Origin of the sequence: Thalassoglobus polymorphus, assembly GCF_007744255.1 — a bacterium.
Lineage (GTDB): Bacteria > Planctomycetota > Planctomycetia > Planctomycetales > Planctomycetaceae > Thalassoglobus > Thalassoglobus polymorphus.
Genome location: NZ_CP036267.1, coordinates 654,231 through 678,496, shown reverse-complemented (window position 1 = coordinate 678,496; position 24,266 = coordinate 654,231). Strand labels below are relative to the sequence as shown.

Genomic DNA, 24,266 nt, shown 5'->3' with positions numbered 1-24,266 from the left:
AGACAACGCAAGGATTTCAAGATGAGGATTTTAGCTTACGGACTAACGATGGCTCTGACAGTAACTGGTTTCTCAGGATCGGCTCAGGCAGAGACGAAAGACATCGTCGACACTGCAGTCTCTGCGAACTCTTTCGGAACTTTGGTGACTGCGGTCAAAGCTGCGGGACTTGTTGAAACTCTCAAAGGAGATGGCCCCTTCACGGTCTTCGCTCCGACGGATGAGGCTTTCGCAAAGCTACCCAAGGGAACAGTAGAGACACTTTTGAAACCGGAGAACAAAGAACTCTTAACAAGTATTTTGACCTACCATGTCGTCGCTGGAGAAGTGAAAGCTGCTGACGTCGTAAAATTGACCGGAGCAGCCACTGTGAACGGACAACACGTTGACGTTTCCACAGCGGATGGAGTGATGATTGATGGGGCGAACGTCGTGATGACAGATATTCTTTGCTCCAACGGCGTGATACACGTCATCGATGCAGTCATCCTGCCAGAGGATAAATCGATTGTTGGTGTTGCCCAGGAAGCAGAGGTTTTCAAAACACTTATTGCAGCGGCCTCAGCTGCCGGGCTCGCGGGGGTACTTGACCAAGAAGGTCCGTTTACAGTTTTCGCACCGACAGACGAAGCTTTTGCAAAGCTACCTGAGGGGACAGTCGAAAACTTATTAAAGCCTGAAAACAAGAATCAGCTTGCAGCCATCCTGAAATACCATGTCGTCGCAGGTAAGGTTTACGCAGCTGACGCGTTGAAAGCGAAGCATGCGAAAACATTGGAAGGAAACGCCGTAACGATCAGCATCAACGAAGGAGCTGCTCAGGTCAATAACGCGAACCTCATCAAAACAGATATCGACGCGTCAAACGGAGTCATTCACGTGATTGATTCTGTCCTTCTTCCACCGACAAAGCAAAAGAGTCACAGCAAAAGTGTCTCTCAAAAATCCTGCCAGTCTGCAACCCACGTCACGACCAGCACTCCTCAGTGGCACAGTCGACAGGCGAACACAAGAAGCCGACGCCTGATGCGACGCTCATATTAAGAAACTGATCCACTCTTCTTTAGTTACCGTAAACACTGACCACAAAACACGAGCGTTTCAACATAAGTTGAAACGCTCGTTGAGTGCTTAATGTCGAGCCATCAGAGTCGCCCTTCTCAGCCTGTTCGGTTTTCACTTTGGCGAGAGAGCCAGCGAACGTCAAAGACGATCAAAGAAGCGGGAACTCAGGTCAAACGGAGTTCTGGGGTTGCGCAGTCGGGGCTGAAAGTTTTTGACTTCGCCAACGTGTAAAAAACATAATGCCGAGGCCACCGGCGATGATCCCTAAGCTGTAGAACTGAGAAATCGTAAAACCGGTTCCGAGCTGTCCCATCTCATCGGCTCTCAAGAATTCGATTTGAATTCGTGTGAGTGCATACAAGATACAGCCCAGTGCGAAGACATCTCCTCGATACTTGCGGTACCAGAAGTAAACACCGGTGACGATCGCCAGAACGAACCCGTTGATTGAGCTGTAGATCTGAGTCGGGTGGAGAGAGAAAGTCGCAGCTGCATCAGGATCAACAAAACCTTTCATTACGAGTTCATTGAAGGTGACAGTTCCTGAAGCAAATTCGATCCCCCATGGAAGTTCACAGCGATCCCCGTAACAACAGCCATTCAGCAGACAACCGATTCTTCCGAATCCGATTCCGATAAAAATTGCTGGCGCCATGATGTCAGCGAACTCGAAGAAATCGACGTTTTTCAATCTGCAGAAGATCAAGAATCCAAGAGTCCCGCCGACTAAACCACCAATCTGAACGAGGCCTCCTTCGGAAAGGTTAATCGCAGCGAATGCCAGTTCACCGAAGCTGTTAGCGTCTTGGAAGACCACATCTCCATATTGAATCAAGTAGGCGAGCCTCCCACCGAATATCCCGATCCCCAAAACCCAAAGAGCGGCATCGAGAATGATCTCCGGATTATGCCCAACCGCTTTCGCACGCGCACATGAGAAGGCCATCGCAGAGACAAATCCGATCAGGACCATGGCTCCATAACCAAACACAGGGACCGATGCAGGCAAGACTCCAAAGGAAGGAGCGATGCTCAAGCCAAGAATCGCACACCCCCACATCAACCAGTTCACCCGATCGCGCAAGAACTCCTGATCGCGGCGGGCGAGGTGATAGAGAAACAAAACCGCGCCAACAATGATAGCAATCCAGCATGCTCCCAAGTGCGGTGGCTCTCCTGGGACTTCGGTCCAGAGGGACCACGGCTTTTCAATCCAGATTCGAAAAAGTGTTTGGCGCATGTCTATTTACGATTCAGGCAGGGTTCACTGACCGGGTTCACTGACAGGGGAGTCCCCTGCTCTCTTCATTTGGTTCTTCGAACAACTTCGCGAAGGAAAATTTCCAAGCCCGGCATTCCTCACAGAGGCAAGAAAGGTACCAATGGCTCATTGCGAAAGTTTCGGAACGGGTTCTTATTTCGACGGCCGTCAAATGGGACGGAGCGCCTTTATCATTGTGGTAGCGAAATTCTACGGTTATCAATCAATCGTGTCTGCCCCACATAGGTCGCGATCAAAGCAACCATTTCGGGTTGGAGAGATTTCAGCTCCTCCAAAGTGTCCGGGTCACGCAGCACGGTATATTCAGGTCGGACATCATCAAATGAGTTGATATGATCAAGCATCCGCTTCTCCACTTGTGCGATGCTGGTCTCACCAGCCAGGAGAGATTCTTCAGCAATGTTGAGAGCCTGCGAAAGACAGAGCGCCGTCTGTCGCTGCTCTGGCGAGAGGTATTGGTTGCGACTGCTCATCGCAAGTCCGTCTGCTTCCCGAACTGTGGGAGCGACCACGACCTCTATAGGCATGTTCAGATCCCGGACCATCTGGCGTATGAGAGTTTGCTGTTGATAATCTTTCGCGCCAAAGCAGGCGACATCTGGCTGAATGATGTTCAAGAGCTTGGCGACAATGGTTGTGACTCCACGGAAATGGTCTGGACGGCACTCTCCCTCGAGAATCGTCGACATTCCTTCAACATCAACCCAAGTGCCATATCCGTCCGGGTAGAGTGATGGGATCTCAGGCGTGTAGACGCAACTGACTCCTGCTGCACGACATGCGTCCAAATCGGCCTCTAGCGGACGTGGGTATTTGTCGAGATCTTCTCCCTGGCCGAACTGAGTCGGGTTCACAAAGATGGTTACCAACACGTAATCGACACGTTTTCGACATTCTTCCACGAGACTGATGTGTCCTGCGTGAAGTGCTCCCATTGTGGGGACGCATCCTATTTGGCATCCCTGCTGCCGCGACCGGGCGATAGCCTCTCGAATCTCCGCGATTTCTCCTGTCACCTGCATACTTCGATCCTTGACATTTCCTTCATAAATGTATGGTGAATCAATCACGAAGCGACAATCTTGCCACGTTCTCATCCACGGAGTTAATTCTTACGGCAGCTGGTCCGGTGGTTCAACCACCCTGAATTGTCAGCATTTCGAACTTCGCCTGCAGGTTTTGCCTGCCATTCTGCGAATCCGAACCTGTCTACCAGCAATGAGTGCTGCACGAGTCAGTGAAAGTGTATCGATTTGGAACTGACGAGAAGCTCGAAATTCTGAAAATTCGTTGCCGGCAACTCGCTGAAAGAGACTGGCCCGCGTACGATAAAGAGAAAATGAACATTTGAACACAATAATTCCTTGGAATTTCATTGAATAAGGACTGAAACGATCATGGCTGAAGAAACCCTTGCTGAAGAGCCTCAAACCGAAGATCAACTCGTCATCCGGGCACAGGAAGCCTTAAGCAGTTGCAACTGGGTGATCGGAGAATGCGCCTCTGAATGGACGCAAAAATACGCACGAGGACGAACTGATGCCGACTTTGGTTCCATGATCGGTCTGAGTGGTGATCAGGTCTACCAACGTCGCCGAGTGTGGGAAACATTCGCAGATGTCAACACCGACTACACGAACTTGAAATGGTCTCACTTCTATGTCGCCTTGAACTGGGACGATGCTTCTGAATGTTTGCAATGGGCAAACGAGATCGAAGCGACTGTCGCTGAAATGAAAGCCTGGAGACGCTCTCAGCATGGCGAGGATCTCACAGCACCAGCTGAAGAAGAAGCCCCTTTCAGTATCGCTCCCGACTACTTGCAGGTGGGCGACAATATGGTTCGCGAAGTCGCGGACGTCGAAGGAGAAGGCCGTTCCCTTGCCGGTGCAGGAGTCGGAAGTTCCGGCGAACGAGCAGAAACAGTCAATTCCGCCCCGCGAGAATCGTCGGGAAATTCCGAATACGCTCCATTCGGCCAAGGAGCTCGGGGGGACGCTTCGAGTGACGAGAATGAGAAGCGAGAAGGTCCGAGCTCAGAAGAAATTTACAAACGTGCCTGTGCTTCCATCGAAAAAGTCGTCGTTGCTCTCAGCCCGGAGTTGATCGAAGACTTCAGAGAGATGCCTCTCGAATTGCAACAGCGGTTCGTGAACGCCGTCAAGAACTTACAGTCTCGCACCGCTGGACTTTCGTAACGCGGCATGCGAGGGTTGGAACCGAAGTCAAAGTCGATCCAAGACCACTGTACAAAACTGGACAATGGCTGAGGATGAAGGATTAATCGAAACGAATTCTTTGACTTGCAGAGACTTCCACAAGCTTGGCTTTCTCTCCTCACCAAGGAAACTTGGACGCAATGGACCTGCTGGTCTCTGTTTTGAACATGGGAGACCTCTTCCTGCGATGACGTGCTGTTCCTTCGAAAATCCAGATCACTTGATTTTTTCTTGTCAGGAATGTTAATCGTTGTCAGACAGACCGATGTCCACAGGCGAAGACTTTTTTGCCCCAACAACTTCATTGCTCCAACAAGAAGACTTGTCAGATGAAAAATCTCATTTTCTGTTGTGCTTTCGTCTCGCTGTCTTCGTTTGGATTGGCGCAGGAACTCGAAGAGGTCTCCATCCTGAGTTCGATGGACAAAACCCCTCAGCCTTCATTTGCCTATGCTCCGGACTCAACGGAAAAACCAATCCCCTTGCTTGTTGTCTTGCATACATGGAGTGGAGACTACAAACAAAAGGGACACATTGAAGTCGCGCTGAAGGAATGTCGGGAGCGAAAATGGGCTTTGATTCATCCGAATTTTCGGGGACCAAACTGGACGCCCGAAGCTCTTGGCTCTCCGCTGGCTGTGCAGGATATTGTCGATGCGATTGAGTGGATGAAGCAGCAACACTCCATCGATACTGACCGGATCTATCTCACAGGAGTCTCCGGTGGCGGGCACATGTCGATGCAAATGGCGGGCAAGCACCCCGAGATCTGGGCGGGCGTATCTGCCTGGGTTGGAATCAGCGACGTCGCAGCCTGGCACTCTGAAACAAAATCCGCTGGACGAAATTATTTCAAAAACGTCGAGAAGGCAGTTGGCGGAGCACCGGGTACAAGCCAACAAGTTGATGAACAGTTAAAAGAGCGATCCCCGCTGACTTGGCTTGCTCGTGCACGCAGTCTCCCGATTGACCTGAACGCCGGGATTCACGATGGGCACACCGGCTCCGTTCCGATCAGCCAGACGTTCCATGCTTTCAACGTTCTTGCAGATGCCAATGATCAGAGGCCCGAGAAATTCTCAAAGTCCCAAATTGAAACAATGACGAAGACCCAGGAAATCCCGCAGGATCTTCAATTCACTGGACGACAAGAAGATCGCAAACACGATATCCTCCTGAGACGACAGGCTGGCCCGGTCCGAATCACCATCTTCGAAGGTGGTCACGAGGGTGATCTTCCCACTGCAATTCAGTGGCTCTCGATGCAATCACGATGATTTTGACTTCAAAACATCCTTGAGTGACTCTGCCAGAAGTTCGGCTTGCTGGTGGATGTCGTGGTGTTGCTCAACATACTCACGACCAGTCACAGGAGAAATTCGCTTCTCCCAGACATCTCGAACGTATCCGGAAAGCTCATCGACATTCCCATTCGCAAAGTGTCCGGAATTCGAAGCTGCCAAGAAGTCCTGCTCGACGCTCAGCGATGCAATCGGAACGTTTGACGCTGCAGCTTGCAAATAAGTGTTCGGAAACCCTTCCAACGATGAAGTGTTCACCAGAACCGCAGCCCGTGAAAAGATCGCTGCCATGCTCGGAAACGGAACCTTCTCGACGATGCTGACATTTGCTGGAGCCTTCCTTTTGATTTCAGCCGCAAAAACTTCATCAAAGTGATTCATAATCATCAAAAATTTGACACCGGGAGACTGGGCTGCAACTTCAAGTAAAACTTGTGGTCGCTTGTGAACAAATTCAGCACGCCCAATCCACAAAGCGTAACGATCCAGATTTGCATGCAACGCTGGTTCAATCTTCTTTTTGGCGAGGCCATCCCAACGATCGAGATCAATGGGGTTTTGAATTTGTCGACTCTCTCGTTGAAACAGTTTTTTCAACCTCGTCTGTTGAGATTCGGTTTGACAGAGAATTTGAGTCGCATTTTGAATTGTCCAGTAACAGACGTCCGCACTGTCCTTGTATACGCTGACAAATTTGTTTCCCGGCAAGTAATTTTCGTCCAGATCACCGTCCGAACCGAGGAACAAGACTGCGGGTCGTCCTGTCGCCTGTGCGGACGCGATCACAGTTGCTGAAAAACTTTGAACGCCGAATGTCAAAAAAAGATCTGCATCGATCTTGGATACAATCGGCAAAGCATCTCGAGGTCCCCTGCGCTTGCGAATCGTTTTGAGTCCGGCGAGGAGTGGCAAATAGAGTGCATCAGAGATCTGTGGTTGTTTGAGCCGAACCCAAGGGAATTGTGGGCCCGTTTTGAATCTCGACAACAGTGAATCTCGGACTTCAAAGAACCGATCCCTCAGCAGATGTATCTGGACTCCCTCGTAACTCGCTTTCTTTAGAGGGTTCCAATGCCGGACAAGAAAAGAGACTTCAAACTCCGGATTTTGTGCCAGTGCACGTGCGAATGCCCAGGATCGAGTTTCGACCCCACCAAAAGCTCCCTCAGCTTCCGGATCGATTGCCGGATAGGCATTGAGTGCTACAAAACAGACTTTAATCGGCATTCAACTCGAACCAATTTCAAGTGGAGGGTCTTTTGAAACGGACTGCTTTCACGATCAGAAAGACGCTGGTTGAGACACAAGCCATTCCGAAGGGATTCCTGACCATCGCAACCCGACTGGTTCTTTGGGTGAATTTTGATATGACCCGTTAACATCGTTGCGTTTCCTTCTCCGCCCCATGATACTGCCACGTCGATTCTCATCAACAACGACTTGTTATGATTCAATCTAACAATTCCTGAACAAGCGATCGAGAATCCAGAAAATCGCAAAGGTTTCAACAGTACCGTATAGACTTCTTAGTAGATTCCCCAAAAGAACACAATCATTCATGCTTGGTTGGCGCCTCATTATTTCGGCAATTTTGATTCCCCTGCTCATTGGGATTTTTTATCTCGATGCAAGGAGTGGAGAGTCCGCGCTGTTCCTGCTTCTCTTTGCCGAGATCCTCGCCATTCGAAGCGTCTGGGAGTGTGCCGACTTAGTTCGCGATCGCTCAAAACGGCTGCAACTGCCCGCAATGTTTAGCTGTGCCGCAGCGATTGTCTTTGCAGGATGGATTCCTCACCTTACCGGGGCTGCTAGCGACACAGGCGATCTCAATTTCGTCGCGTTGATTTACGCCTTTACGGTAATGCTACTGTGTGCTTCGGAAGCTGCTCGATTTCGTGGTCCCGGTGGAAATATTGAATCACTCGGAACCGAAATTCTCATCGTCAGCTATGTCGGTGTTCTTCTTGCAGTCACAACACAACTACGATGGATTGCCGGTCATGAGGCAGGTTACCTCGTGCTCGGCTCTCTGCTCATCTGTGCAAAAGGTGGCGATATCGGAGCGTACACACTTGGGCGCCTGTTTGGGACGACCAAACTGGCTCCGAATTTAAGTCCTGGAAAAACTCAAGAAGGAGCGGTGGGAGCCGTTGTTGGAGCCGGGTTATGTGGTTGGCTTTGGCTGGAATTTGCGACACCCTTCTTCAACGCAGACTGGGCTCCCCCAGCGTGGTACTGGGCAGTTCTTTACGGATGCGTCATTGGAGTCGTCGGGCTGATCGGTGACCTCTGCGAATCATTCTTAAAAAGAGACGCTGGCAAGAAAGACTCCGCCCAGTTATTCCCGGGCTTCGGAGGCTTGCTCGACATGCTCGACAGCGTCATGTACGCCGGCCCAGCAGCTTACCTGCTCTGGAAAGTGTTACCCCTGGCAACCTGGCTAAACTGAGCCTCTGATTTTATTCAGGACTGATCCTGAAACGTAAAATCGCTCTCTCAAAGACTCAGAACAATGACCACACTCACCTAAGGGTGGAGCCTGTGTGTCGTCAATCTTTACGCCCGCTGTGATTGACTTCTTTCCAATATTTTTCGAAGTCAAATTTTGGACTGTTTTCATGATCGTGGCACTGTGTGCAGACTTTCTGCTCCGCTTCTGCCTTGAGAAGTTGCAGCGACTTTCGAGACTCAATCGTTTCAGGTGTGAGCGTGCCTGACTCTTTCCACGCCTGCTCCAAAGCAACGTGCTCAGCCGCGGGGCCGTGACAGTTCTCGCATTGATTACCTGCTAAGTGAGGTGTTTTCTCCAGACTTGCGAAACCACTCTTGTACTGCAGGATCTCTTGCGGCTCCCAGCCAGTGGTATGACAGGCCAAACACTCAGGGTCCCAAGTACGGTTCACCCAAGTTGCCTCTTGCCCCGGTCGCCCTTTTGTGAGGCTGTCGAGTGCGTGGGAATGCTTGGACTGACTCCAGATATTGTAAGCGTATGTATGACATTCTTTGCAGGACTCCGCCCCAGCAAAAGTCTTCCCGGATGGATGGCCGATCGAGAGATCATCATTCACCATTGAATCATATTGCTCCTTGAGGACATCCTGATATTCTTGCATCAGTTCGACCATTCCTGGATCAATGGCGAAGCGATCCATATCCAGTTCGACTAACTCATGCTTGAGTTGATTCTCTGCAAACAGGCCGACAGCAACAACGTTCTTCCCCTTCTTGCCGACATGCACAATCATTGTTTCGCCGACATAATCCGGCTTCTTCCTTGGATCTTCAGCACTGTTGGCTGTGACCACAATCTTGAACTCAGGGAACTCTTTGGCCAGCGCTTCCGATTCATCAATATCCGAATGAGACAGCAGCACCAGCAGGTCGGGATTCTCTGCCTTCAAGACTTCGAGTTCTTTGCGGATCACCTCTGTTGGGACATCGATCTTTAGCAAGCTTTCATCGGTAGTCAGTCCCGTTTGCTGTATTTTTTCCAGCGTACTCGTCCCAACAATCCCGATCACGCCAATTTTGGTTTCACCAACCTGGACTACACGAGAGTTCACAGGAGTGCCTAATTCCTTGGTCCCGTAGAACGTAACATTCGCGCCCAGAAACGGAACATCAAATCCATCTTCCGTAGAGACTGTCTGATGCTCCACGTACAAAGCATCAGGACCAAGCATCAACTCCTCCAAGCCAATTTCAAGTCCCTGATAGCCCATCTTCTGGAAGCCCAGAAGCATGTGGTGGAACTTGATTTTCGATTGTGGGTATGTCACCCGCTTCTCGTTTAAAATTCCTCCCACATCAAATGCCGAAACCGACCAACCTCGATCCTCTTTGAGTTGCCGGATAAAGTCGGCACGTCGTGCAAATCCGCCTGCTTGTCGCTCAGAGCAGCCACACGGCTCCAAATAGCCATGTTCGTCGCCCGAAAAGACAAGGACAGCCTGAGGCTTCTCCCACCCCTCTAACAGCGGAGCCGTTGGTTTCGGTGAATCACTTGCCCCGGATGAGGAAGCATCACCCTGACCTGTGCGTTTGGTCTTCGTGGAATCTCCTTTTCCAGGAACCGGTGCATCTTGCCGACACGATGTCAAGATTGTCGTACAGATTAAGACAGTTGTTACGGTTATGCAGGCGACACCGAGAGTTCTTCGAGCATCTTTCATCCAGGTCTGCATTGTCACTCCATTTTAATTTCGATGCTGATCGGTCTTTTGCGGGAAAAATGAGGCAATTGCTGCCGCTTAAGGGTCATTTTCGCGGGCTCTCCAACAATTGGAAGCCTAGATCCTCCAGCTGGTGAGAAAGTATAGCAATTAAGAGAGTTATATCACGCATCACAGAATCTCCGACTTTGCAGATACATCCGCTCCGATCCAAGGAGGCAGAGTGGTTCCTTGAGAGGATTATCAACGCTTCTCATGCCGTGAAGATCTTGTTTGCACCTTCATGAACTCTCCGACGCGAGGCAGAACATTCAGACCAAAACTGGAGATTCGCGGTCGATGCGATCCTTGACCCAGGAATGCCATCAAACGCAATCATCACTATTGGAAATGGTTTACAATTCGTAATGGCCAGAGCAGCTAGAAAGAAATGGACGCATCCTGCCTCGTCAAAATGAGTTCGACCTCGCATGGCAAATAGTCTTCCGGAGAGACGAAACACGAAAGAATTCCAGAACCACAAGGATGGAAACAGGGTGTCTTGTGCTCGAGACACCCTGACCGATTCATAACCAGGAGTAGAAAAGAATGCGGAACCTCAAGACGAGAGACTGGTTTCTTACGCTAGCAACCGCGCTGGGACTCGCCACAACTGCTGGCGCGCAAGAAAATGCCGTGGCTCAGCGAGCGGACCAAATTTTTGCAGGAGCAGGAGATTCGCTCGTTCAGCAAATTGGTCACGACTGTGCCCCCGAAACACCACTTGCCGATCCACTTTGCAGCATCACCCCTTGTGATGGGCTCGGCTGCGACACCGCAACCTGCGACAACTGTTACCTGTTCGATGGTGGAGACTGGTCACTGCAAAACCTTTGCGACGACTGCTCTCCATACAAGATCGGTGGATGGATCCAGAGCGGATACCACAACCGCTCAACCGGTTTATTCAACGACCGCCCAGGACACTACGCAACACACCAGGCGTGGCTGTATGCGGAAAAAGTTGCTGACGGCAGCAATGGCGTCGACTGGGGATTCCGAGCCGACTTCATGTACGGCCTCGATGCCAACGACACTCAAGCCTTTGGCAACAACGCCGGTGAGTGGGACTACCTGAATGGCTGGGATCATGGTTCATTCGGCTTCGCGATGCCACAATTGTACGGAGAAGTGGCATATGGAGACTGGTCGATGAAAGTTGGTCACTTTTTCACCCTGCTCGGGTACGAAGTCGTGACTGCTCCTGACAACTTCTTCTACAGCCACGCGTTCACGATGTACAACAGCGAAGCGTTCACCCACACAGGTGCACTCTCGACATACCAGGTCAACGACAACCTAAGCGTCTACAGTGGATGGACACTCGGTTGGGATACTGGTTTTGATCAATACAGCGACTTTGGTCAACACGGTAGCAGCTGGCTTGGTGGTTACTCATTCGGTCTCGGCGACAATGCGACCTTCACGCACATCATCACAGTGGGCGATTTCGGAGCCATCGGCGACGGTTACTCACAGTCCATCGTGCTGGACGTTGCACTGACAGATAAGCTGAACTACGTTTTCCAGTCCGATTTCCTGACAGCTGAAAGTGCCGTCTTGGATTTGGCCGGAAACCAGATCGGCTTAGCTGGTGGCAATGAATCCTACGGAATCAACCAATACCTGCTCTACTCAGTCAATGAGTGCGTCGGAGTGGGTGGTCGATTCGAATGGTGGAAAAATAATGGGGACAGTATCTACGCCATCACCGGTGGTGTGAACTACAAGCCCATGCCGAGCCTGACACTACGACCTGAGATCCGCTACCAGTGGGATCCAGGCACAAACAATGCAGGAATCGCCAGCGAAGGAGACGCCATCTTCGGAATGGACGCAATCCTGACATTCTAGAGCGGTTTTGATAAAGGTGTAGCAGGCCCTGCGTGGCACACAGCCAATCACCTGACAAGACGCTCAGTTCGCGGACACAAGAAACACGAAAGTGTTCCAGAGCAGTTTGCTCTACCCAGTGCCCGTGAAGAACAAGCTTCACCAGCGAAAAAGCTGCTCGCCACGAGGCAGAACGCGAACACCAATTCAAAACAGGCTATCAGTCAGTTTTGAAAAAGATGTACGCGACCTGCCTTGTGAGTCCGAGTAGCTTTTTTTATGAAAAGCACTCTTCCCACGGAGACCAGAAACACGAAACTGCTCCAGGGAACCTTCAATGTTTGCCATCCTCGTGAAGGTCACTTCCATGACTTCACAGGCTGATCGCCAAGAGAAAGAATATTCTCGTCGAGCTTGGAGCGAACAAAACACGACACTCATACAGATGACGAAAAAAGGCCTCAGCAGATATTCTGCTGAGGCCTTTTTGTTTTCAATCTCGTGCAACAAACTCGCTCATGAGTTTGAATGGAGTTCTCGCTTACTTGTTGCTGATCGCTGTTTGTGCTGCGGCAACAATTTCGTCGAAGATCTCTGGGTTGTGAATCGCGATTTCACTGAGCATTTTACGATTCACTTCGATGCCTGCCAATCGGAGGCCGAAGACCAACTCAGAGTACCGCATTCCGCGAGCACGCGAAGCTGCTGTAATACGAGTGATCCAAAGTGAACGAAAGTCTCGTTTGCGGACCCGTCGATCGCGATACGCATATGCTCGCGACCGCAGGATTGTTTCCTGAACAGTCCGCCAGAGACGACTGCGTCCGCCGACATTTCCGCGGGCTTCTTTGAAGAGACGTTTTTTCTTACGTCGCCGTGCCTTACCGTATGTTACTCGCATCGCTTTTCACCTGATACCGCAGCAGAAGCTGCTGAACACCTGTTCTCAGTAATATATCTTCGCATCCAGCACCTACCGAAACCTGACTTCACTGAAAGGATCACCTCAGCACTCAAGAGGCAAAACCTGGGTTTCGGATCAGTTCTAAATCTGTTTTACGCAGTGCACGACAGTCTACACGTTGACGGCCCAAAAGGCGACAGTCTACAGGCTGGGTCGAACTGCTTCGACAATCATCCGTGCATTTGCACCATCGACGATTCCTCCGTTGCGGAGGTGGCGTTTGCGTTTTCCAGATTTCTTTCCCAGAATATGCCCACGATTGGCACTCCGGTGCTTAGCTTTTTTGCCTGAACCGGTCACTTTGAACCGTTTGGCAATTCCCTTATGTGTTTTTGCTTTAGGCATTTTTTCACCATACAACCAGTCAGAATGTCGAAACTAGCGAATTCCCTGCAGAACATGAGGGCTCAAAACCGGTTCGAAGACTAGTTCAAAATTTTCCGCGAATTTTTGCGAAGCAAAGAGTGTAGATCAAAGACCACTCTCATTACCAGTCCACCAAGAGCGAAATTCGTCTTGAATTCAGAAGAGACTTAAACGATTCATCGATTTGCTCTCCAAAACGCCAAAACGCCTCAATACATAACAATACGCTGATGCGGCTTCTCATCTTTGATGATCACGATTCGTAAGAAATCAGTTAGTTGAGACAGCACCACGCTGAGGCTACAATCCGCGTCTCATATCGAGAAATAACAACAAATCTGATTGTAAGTGTAGAAATCATCTACCGGAGGAAAAAAAGTGGCAGTTAAAGTAGGTATTAATGGATTCGGACGTATTGGGCGGATTTCTCTGCGAGCGATGATGGCTCAGGGCAACGATTTCGAAATTGTTGCCATCAACGATCTGAGTGACCCGAAGATGCTGGGAATGTTGCTCAAATACGATAGTGCCCAAGGCCGCTTCCCCGGCACTGTCGAAGTTGAAGGAGACACCCTGATCGTCAACGATCAGAAGATCAAAGTTTTGGCAGAACGAAATCCTGCTGACCTCCCTTGGGCAGACATGGGAGTCGACGTCGCTCTGGAATCGACCGGTTTCTTCACATCAAAAGCAAAAGATGGAAAACCTGGTTACGATAGCCACCTCACAGCCGGTGCCAAAAAAGTAGTCATCTCAGCTCCTTGCAAAGACGCTCCCGATTTGACGTGCGTCATGGGAGTCAACGACGATCAACTCACCGCGGAACACAAGACTGTCTCCAACGCAAGTTGCACAACAAACTGTCTCGCTCCAATTGCGAAGATTCTCGACGAGAAATTTGGTCTCGAAAAAGGATTGATGACAACCTGTCACGCCTACACAAACGACCAACGTGTCTCGGACCAGATTCACAGCGACATTCGCCGTGCACGAGCTGCCGCAGTCAACATCATCCCAACATCAACCGGAGCTGCCAAAGCAGTCGGACAAGTTCTTCCGCAGCTTAACGGAAAACTGACCGGGATTTCCCTTCGCGTCCCAGTCATTACTGGAAGCGTGACCGATCTCGTCGCAGTTCTTGGCAAAGACGTGACTGTTGAAGATGTCAATGCTGCCATGAAAGAAGCCGCTTCAGCAGGTCCACTGAAAGGGATTCTTGAGTACACCGAAGACCCTATTGTCTCGTCAGACATCATCGGAAATCCACACAGTAGCATCTTTGATGCAAGCTGGACGCAAGTGATTGGCGGGAATTTGGTCAAAGTCCTCAGTTGGTACGACAACGAGTTCGGATACTCGAGCCGAACAGCTGGACTCATCAAGAAACTTGCTGGTATGTAAGGACTTAGGTCCATCCTAAAACGAACGAACAGCCGTAACATTCAAGAAATGTTGCGGCTGTCAGCGTTCGGTTGCAGTATCGAATCAGAAACTTGACTGGACGAAAACCGAAATAGGGCACACAATTTCAAATTCAAGGCTCGGTTTCAGTTTTATCAAGCACAGAATTCACAGACATCCATAAACAGCCATTGCTTATGTCTCAACAAGATCGTCCCCAAACTCCAGTCATCGCACCTTCGATGTTAAAGTGCGATTTTGGAAACCTGGATGCCGAGATCCAAAAGCTCGAAGCCGCTGGCGCTGCCACTCTTCACCTGGACGTGATGGATGGACACTTTGTCCCCAACCTTTCGTACGGACCGATGGTGATCGAAAGAATCAGAGAGCGGACCAAGCTGATTCTCGATGCACACTTAATGATCTCCGATCCTGAAAAATACCTGGATGAATACATTCGCGTCGGCTGTGATTGGATCACCTTTCATATTGAAGCAGTTCCAGAGCCAACTGCACTCCTGAAGAAGATTCGCGATGCTGGTCGCCTGGCAGGCATCGCCATTAATCCGGGAACCCCCGTCGACAGGATTGCCAAACTCAAAAATCAAGTCGACCTCGTCCTTGTTATGAGCGTCGAACCAGGCTTTGGAGGACAGTCGTTCATTCCTGACGCGATTCAAAAAGTCGCAGAGGCACGATCTCTGTTCCCATCGGAAACACTGATTTCAATCGATGGCGGGATCGGCCCCGCAACGATTCCTGATGTCGCAGCCAATGGCGTAGACGTGTATGTCGCTGGAAGTTCAATTTTCGACCAACCTTGTTATGAAACTGCGATCCGTGAGATGACGTCCATCGCAAGTTCCAACTCACCTTCTCGTCAATAGGCGGGAATAAGAAAGAGGCGAATAAGAAATTGCCCTGAAAGAAAAGTGGGCAGGAAAAGATAGACTGATTCTGTCTTCTCCTGCCAACTCTTTGTGATCCAACTTCAAGCGTGAAACACGTTACTTAAGCATTTTCGAAAAGGATGTCCATAATCTGTCTCGTTGAGATGAGTGATTCATCACATGGGAGACGCTCATCGCGGACACCAGAAACACGAAAATGCATTAGAGAAATTTTGCGGTCGACAGTTCGACAATCGTTCTTGAATCTATTTTCAAGAATTCAAAGAAACTGAAATGAGTGATCTCAACTCCTCAGAAAGTCGATTACTCATCAGGTTTCACCCTCCGGTACCTAAGGTGCTCCATGACCATTTATCTGATCCGTCCAGGTGAAACGGATTACGATGTGCAAAAGCGGCTTCAAGGCTCGATCAACCTCCCATTGACTGAACAAGGAGTTGTTCAGGTTGATGAGATGGTTACTGAGGTTAGCAAATCCCAGCTTGATCGAATCTACACCAGCCCGACTGAACCTGCTCTCTCAACAGCGAAGCGAATTGCTTCCAAGCTGGGCATTTCTCTGAAAGTCCTCGATTCCCTGGCAAACGTCGACCTGGGACTGTGGCAAGGGCTATGCATTAGCGAGATCCGATCGAAACAACCGAAAGTCTTTAAACAGTGGAAAGAATCCCCTGAATCGGTCTGCCCGCCGCAGGGAGAAGATGGAGAAGAGGCTTGCCAGCGGATCGCCGCCGCCTTGAGAAAACCGATGAAGCGAGGAAAGTCCATCGCAATCGTCGCCTCAGAACCGCTCGCGTCACTGATTGAGTGCCACCTACAAGGACGCGAACCGGAACTTTCTGAGTCGTTTTGCAAACAACGCGAGGTCGCACACTGCCAGGCTGTGGAACTCCCCTCCCCCGTCCCAAAATAATATCGGGAGAGAAAAAACGGCTGGGTCCATAGCCACTTCTGAACGAAGACCATCTCGCACGATCGGCACTTTTTCCCGTTAAAGCGTGATTCCCGCCCAATGGGCGTGTTGCAATACGACAGCAGAGCGGCAATTTGTGGTTTCCAGCGGGACATTTTCAAGCTCGTTGGAGCACTGCCCTCGACAAGAACTCCTGAAACGATCAATATATCGTCTCATGAAATCGACAAACTCAGCCTGACCGTCACGACAGCGAAGTTGTGCCCACTTCAGGACAGCGGAGCTTCACATACAGGAATCCCCAAGCAAGTGCATGGGGACGAATCATGGTTGCCGATTTCAAGTCTTATCTTTGACCACTCGCACACGCGGCCTGAATTGATTCACGACTGTTTCAGCGACTCCAGAGACGACGCTAGAAATTCTGTTCCACCGATTCCGGTTTCATTCAGCATTGCATCCTGACAACTATGAGTACAGAACCAGAGACGGTGAACCCGGACGTTTCCGACATGGCTGAAGACGCTCCTCAACCTCGAAAAAAACGTGGCGTTCCAGAGGGGCTTTGGCTTCGCTGCCCATCGTGCTCAGCAACGATCTTCCGCAAACAAGTTGAAAAAAACTTGCGGATGTGTCCTGAGTGCAGCCACCACTTCTATGTTCCCGGTCGTGTGCGTATCGAACAACTGTTTGATCACGACTCGTTCGAAGAATGGTACACAGGGATCACTCCTGTTGATCCTCTCGGCTTCAGCGACAAAAAAGCGTACAAAGACCGCCTTGTCTCTGAACAGAAAAAGACCGGCTTGTCCGAAGCGTGCATCGTCGGAAAAGGTTACATGCGCGGACGACCTTTAATCTTCGGACTGACGGACTCTGCATTCATCATGGGAAGCATGGGGTCGGTTGTTGGTGAAAAACTGACCCGGGCCACCGAAGAAGCGATGAAACAAAAACTCCCCTTAGCGATCGTCAGCGGATCAGGCGGCGGTGCCCGGATGCACGAAGGGATTTTATCTCTGATGCAAATGGGGAAAGTCTCAGCGGCACTGGGGCGCTACCACGATGCCGGAGGTCTCTACATCTCGATTCTCACCGATCCGACGATGGGCGGTGTCGCAGCGAGTTTTGCTTCACTGGGAGATGTCGTCCTGGCAGAACCGAAAGCACTGATCGGATTCGCCGGACCACGTGTCGTGAAAGCGACTGTACACAGCGAACTCCCCGAAGGGTTCCAAACGAGTGAATTCCTGCTTCAGCATGGGTTTGTCGACCGTATTGTTTCGCGTCCTGACCTGCGTAGTGAAATCGCTCGGACCATTGACTATTGCACGTAATTTCCCCAGACCGATCTATCATTCGATGGCAGGCTATTAAATCGACGAGGAAATTCGATGGAATTCTTGAAACGTCTCTTCAACAAGGAGCCTCGTATCGAGAAGGTCGATGTCGAGAAGAGATTCCAGCTTCTGACACGCGTCGGACAAGGGAGTATGTCGAAGGTCTGGAAGGCAACAGATCCTCGCAACAATGATCTTGTCGCCGTCAAAGTTTTAGACCGGGCAAAACTGGCTCGCCTGCAGCAGCGCTTCGTCGGTCTGGACAAACCGTCTGAAGGGCAAATTGCTTCGGTACTCAATCACCCGAATGTTGCCAGAACAATTAGCCACGGAATCACGACAAACAACGAAGAATTTCTTGTCATGGAGTTCATCGAGGGCGATAGCATGAGCTACCTCGTGGAAACCCAAAACGCCAGAATGAAAGAAAATTGTATCTGGTATTGTATTCAGTTGGGCGAGGGACTGAATTACCTGCACACCAACGACTGGATTCATCGCGACCTCTGCCCACGGAACATCGTGGTAACCAAAGATGATCTTGTGAAAATCATCGACTTCGGACTGATGGTTCCGAATACACCTGAGTTTCGAAGACCCGGAAACCGAACCGGAACTGCCAACTACATGGCCCCGGAACTCATCCTCCGGCAACCAACGGACCAGCGGATTGACATCTTCTCTTACGCCGTCACTTGCTACGAGATGTACACAGGGGAACTCCCCTGGCCCGCTGCCGACACGATGGAAAGCGTCTTGCATCACGTCAACCAACCACCGGAAGACATCCGCCAGTACCTTCCCGATCTGGACGAACAAATCGCCAATGCAATCATGACCGGTCTCGAGAAAAAACCCGATGACCGCTGGCGAACAGTGCAACGAATGGTCAACGAATTTCGAGAAGCGGGCGACCGACTCTATCCAGACCAGTAAGTTCGACGCAGGCAGAACCTGCGAACCAATTCGAAAGATGCAATAGCCTCGCCCAGTCGACTGCCTCAGCACGAGGCTTCTTACCTCCAGTCGTCCTCGGAACGGCCCAGCAATCTCGCTGCGTGTTTCAACGTGAAGGAACGGATGAAGTACAAGAGAAATCCGTAGAACATCATATTCAACGCGACCGTGAGCCAGGCGCCGAGTTTGTAGAGGTCGTCGATCTCCCCAACCTCATTGAGAAATGGAACAATCACTGGGGAAAATATTAACGCCATTCTGAGTACGTTTCCCGAACCGAAATTTGCCGCCTCAAAGATGATGATCAAAACGAGTGCCGGCACGATCATCCATGCGACAATGATTGCTAACGCTGTAAAAATAGCCCTTGTCGATGTTTTCGCCCACATGCCGATCAACATGCTCAGCCACGCAAACAACGGCAACATGATCAGCACCGAAGTCAAGCTCGTCAAAATGTAAAACAGTGTACTTCTCTCTGGGAACCTGACAAACACCTCAAACCAGCCAATGTTTCGAAAGTTACGATGGCCACTGCAATGCCATGCTTGCATTGCCATTGAAGTCAGCAAAGGAATAGAAACGATCGACAGCATCCGTTTTACTCCCCGGTATTTTTGCAGCACGAATTGACGACTCGAAATAGGCGTTGTCAACAGAACGTCCAACGTTTCATGCGAACGTTCGCTGGAAATGAGCGTCGCAGAGCGAACAACGGTTAGTAAAATCGCCAGAATCCAACATAGACACGTAATGAACGCAACAACTTCATTACGGTTCCCGGCATACATGTTCCCCGCTGAAAGAGTGACAGCGAGAAGGCAGATAAACAAAACCGGAAACTCAATGACCAATCCAATGCGGACCAGGTAACGGAACGATCCCAGAGCAGTTTTTGTTGTCTCTCGCCATGCGATCGGCTCGTAATCAGGCAGCTTGTCCCCATCACGAATCAAGACAATCCCCTGCGTCACCTTGTTCTGATTTGCTCGCTGAAACAACCGGTCCAGAACTTGAAACAGAAGAAGCAAATACCTCTTGGGCGTGACCACTGCCCGGGGAACCAACAGCAACCAGGAGAGTAACAGGAAATAGAAAGAGATCCCCAGTGCAGGAAAGCCGAGCGCCACGAGTTGCCAGTTGTGAATTGTGGATGGTCCTCCTTCAATCGATGACATGAGTAGTATCGGAGCGAAAAAAATGAACCCGTTTTCTTCTGTGCGGTTATAAGAGACTTGCCCCCAAACTGGGTCCCATACGAATTTGCTCCCTGATTGAAGACCACACATTTCCCCAAGGCCATTCAAGCCAAACTCACCAATCGTGCCGACCAGGGAGACCAATGTTTCAACCGAAGTCCAGATCAAAGGACCAGGACCACTCGGGTTCCTGTGACGAAACATCCCGAATAAAATGATCGGCCCGAAGAACATCAGGAATCCGAGCAAATAGGTCGCAATGAATGAGCTGACTGTTGTGCGAAAGTATGTGGAACACAAAATCCCCAGAGCCGCCAACTGACAGACGGTCACTATCAATCCATAAAAGCCGAACCAGACCTGAGTTTGCTCAACGCCCCCCAATGCATAACAAAACCCGAACAACGGAAGCGAAATCAATAAGTATGTCCCCATCACGACCAAGCGGCCCAAATACTTTTCGAGGACAATTGTTAATGGGGTCAGCTTCGTCAAAAACAGCAACCCGATCGTATTGTGCTCCTTCTCTGACGTGATCCCACCGCAGGTCAACGCGGGAGTGAACAGACAGACGCCAAAGATCTGCAGCGACATCAAGATCGTAAACATCTCCCGGCCGCGTCCCATCAGCTCAAATGGAGTTTCGACGTCGCTGTAAACTGTGCCCCAGAAAATCATCAGAGCAAAACCAAAGAAGAGGACCGCATACAACGAACGAACGATGTAAGTCCTCCGCCTTGCAGATTGCTCAATCAACTCTTTGGATAATAGAGGCAAGCCAAACTTTTGCCGTGCATGCATCAAGCGGTCACCCCTTCCGTCAGCTTCATGAAGGCGGTCTCCATATCCATCGCTTCCGCTTGGAACATTCTAATTTTGCCTCCCAGGTTGACGATCCCTGAGTGCAAATCTTCAATCGGCAACTCGTCTTCACGTAGCCGAATCGCAATCCGATCAGTTTGCCGCTCTGCCGATTCAACCCCCGGCAACCGTTCGATTTCGGCAACAAGTTCATCACTCGGATTCACAACTTGAACATGGACGACTCGTTTCAACGAAAGCTGTTGGAAGATCTCGTTCAAAGATCCTTCTGCAACCAGCAGCCCTGCCTCAATGATTCCGATCCGGGTACAGAGTTGAGCAAGCTCATGCAGAATATGGCTGGAAATCAAAACAGTTTTGCCCATCTCCTGCATCGCCTTCAGGAGCTCCCGCACTTCGATTCGTGCTCGTGGGTCTAACCCGGATGCAGGTTCATCAAGTAACAGCAAATCGGGATCATGTAATAAAACGCGCGCTAAGGCGAGCCGCTGTTTCATCCCGCGTGAAAGAGAATCGACGGGGGAATCGATCTTGTGAGTGAGGTCCGTCAGTTCGAGAACATCCGCAACTACCGATTCCCTGCGGTCTTTCGGAAGACGGTAAGCAGCCGCAAAGAAGTGAAGGTATTCACGCGAACTCAGATCTTCATACACACCAAAAAAGTCGGGCATGAACCCGATCATTTCTCGCACGCGATCGGGGTCGTCTCGGACTTCGATTCCATTGACTTTGACCTCCCCTTCGAATTTTTTCTGCAGCGTTGCCAGAACTCGAATCGTCGAAGACTTCCCTGCTCCATTCGGACCAATGAATCCAAACACTTCGCCCTTGGGGATCTCAAAAGAGATACCTCGTACTGCATGGACCTTGCCATAATTGACATGTAAATTTTGGACAGAAACAACATTGACCTTGCCCACATCATCTGTCATCAGTTTTCCTGTTCTGGCTGTTTTCAGTTCCTGACTACGACTCTTGCCACTCGATGAAAGATTGTGACCGATTTGAGAGTCAAATGTCCAACCAGAGACTCCCTCGACCAGCAGACACTTCACTCAGAATGGTTTAAAGTTCCGAACGCTGAAGGCAGCAATTCCTGGATTGATTGAGGTCCAGAACAATTCAAATTGGAAAACGAAACGATTTGAACGTCATCTCCAAATTCAGAAATCACCTGCCGGCACGCCCCGCATGGGGGCGTCAAACTCTCAGTTGGTGTGAAGATTACAACCGCTTGAATCGTTTTTTCTCCAGCAGCGATTGCAGAAAATATCGCTGACCTTTCAGCACACATCGTCAAACCGAAGGAGACATTCTCAACATTACAGCCGGTGTAAATTTTCCCTGATCCGCCACAGACAGCCGCCCCCACAGGAAAATCGCTGTACCGGCAATAGGCGTTTTTCGAAACGTCCTTGGCTGCCTGTTTCAGCATTTCCAAAAGTTGCGATTCAATCGTCATCCAAGCCGTTCCCCTGACAACTTTGAATACGTGCGAGAACGAGCAAATTACGGAGAGCCGGGTAACTCGAACGGCAGGACTTTCATGTACTCAACAAGATCGTCGATGTCGTTCGATTTCAGGTGGCTCGTTTTCCCGTGCTCATCCTTGGGATTTGTAGTCGTCAAAACATCTCGCAACGTGGCTGCCGTTCCATCGTGCAAGTACGGCGCAGTGCGATAGACCCCCAACAAGGTGGGGGTGTCATATTTTGTCCCCATGAGTTCGGAAGGATCGTCTCGTCCAGTGCCGACGTCGTGCATTTTGAGATCTGTCGCATATGGACCTGAATGGCACTTCGCACAGCCGACTTCCGAGGAAAGGAACAACGCTTTGCCTCGTCGAGCAGATTCACTGAGCCCCTGTTTAGCATGCGGACTGAGCTCAAACGGATGTGAATTCGCATAGACGGAGAGTGCGTCCAGTTCTCTGGACAACCCTGCATTCGGTTTCCCGAGCGCGTCATTCACGCGACCACGAATCAGGCCTCGTGCCCCCATCAGTGGGGAACGAATAGTATGTTCGAAATCCTGAACCTCGTCACGATCCGCCGACCAGTGAATGGGGTGAGTCTCTTTCAAACCAAAGATTGCCTGAGTGTTTCGAAGCCCTTCAGGTTGCTGCCACGTCCGTCCATCAGAATTTCCATCGGGATGACAACTCGAACAGGAAATCCAGCGACGACTCGTCATAGGAGGATTCGCTGTATAGAAGAGCTTTTTTCCGAGCAGAAGTTCAGGTGATCCAGTCCACTCCGTCACCTTGATCTCGCCCTGTTGACGAAGTGTCGCGGCATCATACGCCACCACATTAAAATCGAGTGCGTTGTAGACGTAGAACGTTTTTGAATCCGGCGACACTTTCACTGCTCGGGGATTTGATCCGATTCGCAGCAGTCCAGCAAATTCCACTTCGTGATAATCATCATCCAGAAGATCCCCAACAAACATGTCGTTGGTCCCAGCGAAGACGATATACAATCGCTTTCCATCCGGAGAGATGGCGACCTCCCAGGGATTGGCGACAACATATGTCCCACGGAAGGAATCCATCTGCTTGCGTTTCCGAACCGATTTATCATGGACATCGGTGTTGACGATCCCCAGATACGGAAAGATCGAGCCAGAACCGTGCGAGACTTCCGTTAATGATCGCTGATGAGGGAGATAGGCTTTCGACCATGTCGGATGCACCGTAATCTGCCGACAAATGTTGTCTTCTTTCGAGCCTGTCCACTCGTGCACGACTTCGAAATTCTTGACGTCGATCGACTTCACAATGCCGGTGAAATACTCCGTCACCAGCAATTCATCGTCATGCAATGCCAACCCTCGCAGAAAGCTTCCAGCCTGAACCTGCCGTACGATCGCCTTCTTGGCTGGATCGATTTCGATCACTTCTCCGGGATATTCCAGCGTGGCCCATAGCCGAGATCCATCTGCATTGGAGACGACCGAGTAGGGCTCGTCAAAGACATCGAGGCTGCCGGTTTTCTTTCCCGACTTCGCATTTACAAAATCGATGCGATCTTCACCGTAGATCGCAACTGCGACGTCGTATGACTCACCAACGAATGTCACACATTCGGGATGACGCCCAACCTGGACTTCGTGCAACTTCCGCTTCGTTTTCAGGTCGATAACCGAAAGAGTTCCCGAGTCGCGATTCGAGCAGACCAGCAGAGTCCCGTCAGTTGAGATATCCATCAGACTGTTCGACGTGCCAGCAGATGCAGTCACATCCAGAAAGAACGCATACAGAAAAAGCGTACATAGAAAGCTATTGCAAAGAATCCGGTTCACAGATTTCACTCCATTCGATGATGGTCACAAGATCAGCTTGTCCAAAGTCTAAAGTATTCACATTCTGGAGTCAGCACTAGAGCAGCTTTCGAATTGGTTTGCAGGCTCTGCCTCGTGGCGAGCAGCCATTTTATTAGAGAAACGCGCGCTCAACGCTTCGATCAGAGATCAATGAAAAA

At 50.3% G+C, this 24,266-nt stretch carries 20 protein-coding genes; 10 read left to right on the top strand and 10 right to left on the bottom strand.

Annotated features, from left to right (window positions below; genetic code table 11):
- The first annotated feature begins 48 nt into the window (after positions 1 to 48).
- A complete protein-coding gene (locus tag Mal48_RS02635) occupies positions 49 to 1,044 on the top strand; it encodes a fasciclin domain-containing protein (RefSeq protein ID WP_231739868.1) in 996 nt (331 codons plus the stop codon).
- A 190-nt stretch (positions 1,045 to 1,234) separates the two neighbouring features.
- On the opposite strand, the gene Mal48_RS02630 is transcribed toward Mal48_RS02635, so the two are convergent.
- On the bottom strand, positions 1,235 to 2,305 hold the full coding sequence (locus Mal48_RS02630; protein WP_145195828.1) for a prolipoprotein diacylglyceryl transferase: 1,071 nt from the start codon (positions 2,303 to 2,305) through the stop codon (positions 1,235 to 1,237).
- Between the two features lie 212 nt (positions 2,306 to 2,517).
- Entirely contained in the window at positions 2,518 to 3,417 is a 900-nt protein-coding gene (panC, locus tag Mal48_RS02625; RefSeq protein WP_231739865.1) for a pantoate--beta-alanine ligase, read from the bottom strand.
- 327 nt (positions 3,418 to 3,744) lie between these two features.
- Here panC and Mal48_RS02620 point away from each other — a divergent pair, with 327 nt between their 5' ends.
- Both Mal48_RS02620 and Mal48_RS02615 read left to right on the top strand, forming a co-directional pair.
- Positions 3,745 to 4,545, top strand: a complete 801-nt coding sequence (locus Mal48_RS02620; protein ID WP_145195826.1) for a hypothetical protein — start codon at positions 3,745 to 3,747, stop codon at positions 4,543 to 4,545.
- Positions 4,546 to 4,895: 350 nt separating this feature from the next.
- On the top strand, positions 4,896 to 5,843 hold the full coding sequence (locus tag Mal48_RS02615; RefSeq protein WP_145195824.1) for an alpha/beta hydrolase family protein: 948 nt from the start codon (positions 4,896 to 4,898) through the stop codon (positions 5,841 to 5,843).
- On the opposite strand, the gene Mal48_RS02610 is transcribed toward Mal48_RS02615, so the two are convergent.
- Positions 5,835 to 7,094: a glycosyltransferase family 4 protein gene (locus tag Mal48_RS02610; RefSeq protein ID WP_145195823.1), complete on the bottom strand. Its 1,260-nt coding sequence runs from the start codon at positions 7,092 to 7,094 to the stop codon at positions 5,835 to 5,837. The genes Mal48_RS02615 and Mal48_RS02610 overlap by 9 nt on opposite strands.
- Before the next feature lie 331 nt (positions 7,095 to 7,425).
- Here Mal48_RS02610 and Mal48_RS02605 point away from each other — a divergent pair, with 331 nt between their 5' ends.
- Positions 7,426 to 8,316 carry a phosphatidate cytidylyltransferase gene (locus Mal48_RS02605; protein WP_145195821.1) on the top strand — a complete coding sequence of 297 codons (891 nt, stop codon included), beginning with the start codon at positions 7,426 to 7,428 and terminating at the stop codon, positions 8,314 to 8,316.
- Between the two features lie 100 nt (positions 8,317 to 8,416).
- Here the strand turns inward: Mal48_RS02605 and Mal48_RS02600 are convergent, their stop codons facing one another.
- Entirely contained in the window at positions 8,417 to 10,051 is a 1,635-nt protein-coding gene (locus tag Mal48_RS02600; RefSeq protein ID WP_145195819.1) for a multiheme c-type cytochrome, read from the bottom strand.
- A gap of 576 nt (positions 10,052 to 10,627) precedes the next feature.
- On the opposite strand from Mal48_RS02600, the gene Mal48_RS02595 reads away from it, so the two are divergent.
- Positions 10,628 to 11,932 (top strand): outer membrane beta-barrel protein, encoded by a 1,305-nt coding sequence (locus tag Mal48_RS02595; RefSeq protein WP_145195817.1) that lies wholly within the window; start codon positions 10,628 to 10,630, stop codon positions 11,930 to 11,932.
- Between the two features lie 520 nt (positions 11,933 to 12,452).
- Here Mal48_RS02595 and rplT read toward each other — a convergent pair.
- The gene (rplT, locus tag Mal48_RS02590) at positions 12,453 to 12,812 is read right to left on the bottom strand and encodes a 50S ribosomal protein L20 (protein ID WP_145195815.1); all 360 of its coding nucleotides are present in this window, start codon (positions 12,810 to 12,812) and stop codon (positions 12,453 to 12,455) included.
- Positions 12,813 to 13,016: 204 nt separating this feature from the next.
- Positions 13,017 to 13,220, bottom strand: a complete 204-nt coding sequence (rpmI, locus tag Mal48_RS02585) for a 50S ribosomal protein L35 (RefSeq protein ID WP_145195813.1) — start codon at positions 13,218 to 13,220, stop codon at positions 13,017 to 13,019.
- Positions 13,221 to 13,619: 399 nt separating this feature from the next.
- Between rpmI and gap the strand changes: the two genes are divergently transcribed.
- The 5 genes from gap (at position 13,620) to Mal48_RS02560 (ending at position 18,742) form a co-directional block, all read left to right on the top strand.
- Positions 13,620 to 14,642, top strand: a complete 1,023-nt coding sequence (gap, locus tag Mal48_RS02580) for a type I glyceraldehyde-3-phosphate dehydrogenase (RefSeq protein WP_145195811.1) — start codon at positions 13,620 to 13,622, stop codon at positions 14,640 to 14,642.
- Between the two features lie 197 nt (positions 14,643 to 14,839).
- Positions 14,840 to 15,529 carry a ribulose-phosphate 3-epimerase gene (rpe, locus tag Mal48_RS02575; protein WP_145195809.1) on the top strand — a complete coding sequence of 230 codons (690 nt, stop codon included), beginning with the start codon at positions 14,840 to 14,842 and terminating at the stop codon, positions 15,527 to 15,529.
- Positions 15,530 to 15,896: 367 nt separating this feature from the next.
- Positions 15,897 to 16,466, top strand: coding sequence for a histidine phosphatase family protein (locus Mal48_RS02570; protein ID WP_145195807.1), 570 nt, complete (start codon positions 15,897 to 15,899; stop codon positions 16,464 to 16,466).
- A 512-nt stretch (positions 16,467 to 16,978) separates the two neighbouring features.
- Positions 16,979 to 17,803 (top strand): acetyl-CoA carboxylase, carboxyltransferase subunit beta, encoded by an 825-nt coding sequence (gene accD, locus Mal48_RS02565; protein WP_145205645.1) that lies wholly within the window; start codon positions 16,979 to 16,981, stop codon positions 17,801 to 17,803.
- Positions 17,804 to 17,860: 57 nt separating this feature from the next.
- Positions 17,861 to 18,742: a serine/threonine protein kinase gene (locus Mal48_RS02560; RefSeq protein ID WP_145195805.1), complete on the top strand. Its 882-nt coding sequence runs from the start codon at positions 17,861 to 17,863 to the stop codon at positions 18,740 to 18,742.
- A gap of 80 nt (positions 18,743 to 18,822) precedes the next feature.
- Here the strand turns inward: Mal48_RS02560 and Mal48_RS02555 are convergent, their stop codons facing one another.
- The 4 genes from Mal48_RS02555 to Mal48_RS02540 all read right to left on the bottom strand — a co-directional run bounded on the left by Mal48_RS02555 (position 18,823) and on the right by Mal48_RS02540 (position 23,991).
- Positions 18,823 to 20,763: an ABC transporter permease gene (locus tag Mal48_RS02555; protein WP_145195803.1), complete on the bottom strand. Its 1,941-nt coding sequence runs from the start codon at positions 20,761 to 20,763 to the stop codon at positions 18,823 to 18,825.
- Entirely contained in the window at positions 20,763 to 21,716 is a 954-nt protein-coding gene (locus Mal48_RS02550) for an ABC transporter ATP-binding protein (RefSeq protein WP_145195801.1), read from the bottom strand. Before Mal48_RS02550 ends, Mal48_RS02555 begins: the two co-directional genes overlap by 1 nt.
- Positions 21,717 to 21,835: 119 nt before the next feature.
- Entirely contained in the window at positions 21,836 to 22,246 is a 411-nt protein-coding gene (locus Mal48_RS02545) for a cytidine deaminase (protein ID WP_197441981.1), read from the bottom strand.
- 47 nt (positions 22,247 to 22,293) lie between these two features.
- Positions 22,294 to 23,991 (bottom strand): c-type cytochrome, encoded by a 1,698-nt coding sequence (locus Mal48_RS02540; RefSeq protein WP_145195799.1) that lies wholly within the window; start codon positions 23,989 to 23,991, stop codon positions 22,294 to 22,296.
- Between the last annotated feature and the right edge of the window lie 275 nt (positions 23,992 to 24,266).

Coding starts and splice junctions, on each gene's coding strand:
- Mal48_RS02635 (WP_231739868.1), top strand. CDS start 49: ATGGCTCTGACAGTAACTGGTTTCTCAGGATCGGCTCAGGCAGAGACG.
- Mal48_RS02630 (WP_145195828.1), bottom strand. CDS start 2,305: ATGCGCCAAACACTTTTTCGAATCTGGATTGAAAAGCCGTGGTCCCTC.
- Mal48_RS02620 (WP_145195826.1), top strand. CDS start 3,745: ATGGCTGAAGAAACCCTTGCTGAAGAGCCTCAAACCGAAGATCAACTC.
- Mal48_RS02615 (WP_145195824.1), top strand. CDS start 4,896: ATGAAAAATCTCATTTTCTGTTGTGCTTTCGTCTCGCTGTCTTCGTTT.
- Mal48_RS02610 (WP_145195823.1), bottom strand. CDS start 7,094: ATGCCGATTAAAGTCTGTTTTGTAGCACTCAATGCCTATCCGGCAATC.
- Mal48_RS02605 (WP_145195821.1), top strand. CDS start 7,426: ATGCTTGGTTGGCGCCTCATTATTTCGGCAATTTTGATTCCCCTGCTC.
- Mal48_RS02600 (WP_145195819.1), bottom strand. CDS start 10,051: ATGCAGACCTGGATGAAAGATGCTCGAAGAACTCTCGGTGTCGCCTGC.
- Mal48_RS02595 (WP_145195817.1), top strand. CDS start 10,628: ATGCGGAACCTCAAGACGAGAGACTGGTTTCTTACGCTAGCAACCGCG.
- rplT (WP_145195815.1), bottom strand. CDS start 12,812: ATGCGAGTAACATACGGTAAGGCACGGCGACGTAAGAAAAAACGTCTC.
- rpmI (WP_145195813.1), bottom strand. CDS start 13,220: ATGCCTAAAGCAAAAACACATAAGGGAATTGCCAAACGGTTCAAAGTG.
- rpe (WP_145195809.1), top strand. CDS start 14,840: ATGTCTCAACAAGATCGTCCCCAAACTCCAGTCATCGCACCTTCGATG.
- Mal48_RS02570 (WP_145195807.1), top strand. CDS start 15,897: ATGACCATTTATCTGATCCGTCCAGGTGAAACGGATTACGATGTGCAA.
- accD (WP_145205645.1), top strand. CDS start 16,979: ATGGCTGAAGACGCTCCTCAACCTCGAAAAAAACGTGGCGTTCCAGAG.
- Mal48_RS02560 (WP_145195805.1), top strand. CDS start 17,861: ATGGAATTCTTGAAACGTCTCTTCAACAAGGAGCCTCGTATCGAGAAG.
- Mal48_RS02555 (WP_145195803.1), bottom strand. CDS start 20,763: ATGCATGCACGGCAAAAGTTTGGCTTGCCTCTATTATCCAAAGAGTTG.
- Mal48_RS02550 (WP_145195801.1), bottom strand. CDS start 21,716: ATGACAGATGATGTGGGCAAGGTCAATGTTGTTTCTGTCCAAAATTTA.
- Mal48_RS02545 (WP_197441981.1), bottom strand. CDS start 22,246: ATGACGATTGAATCGCAACTTTTGGAAATGCTGAAACAGGCAGCCAAG.
- Mal48_RS02540 (WP_145195799.1), bottom strand. CDS start 23,991: ATGGATATCTCAACTGACGGGACTCTGCTGGTCTGCTCGAATCGCGAC.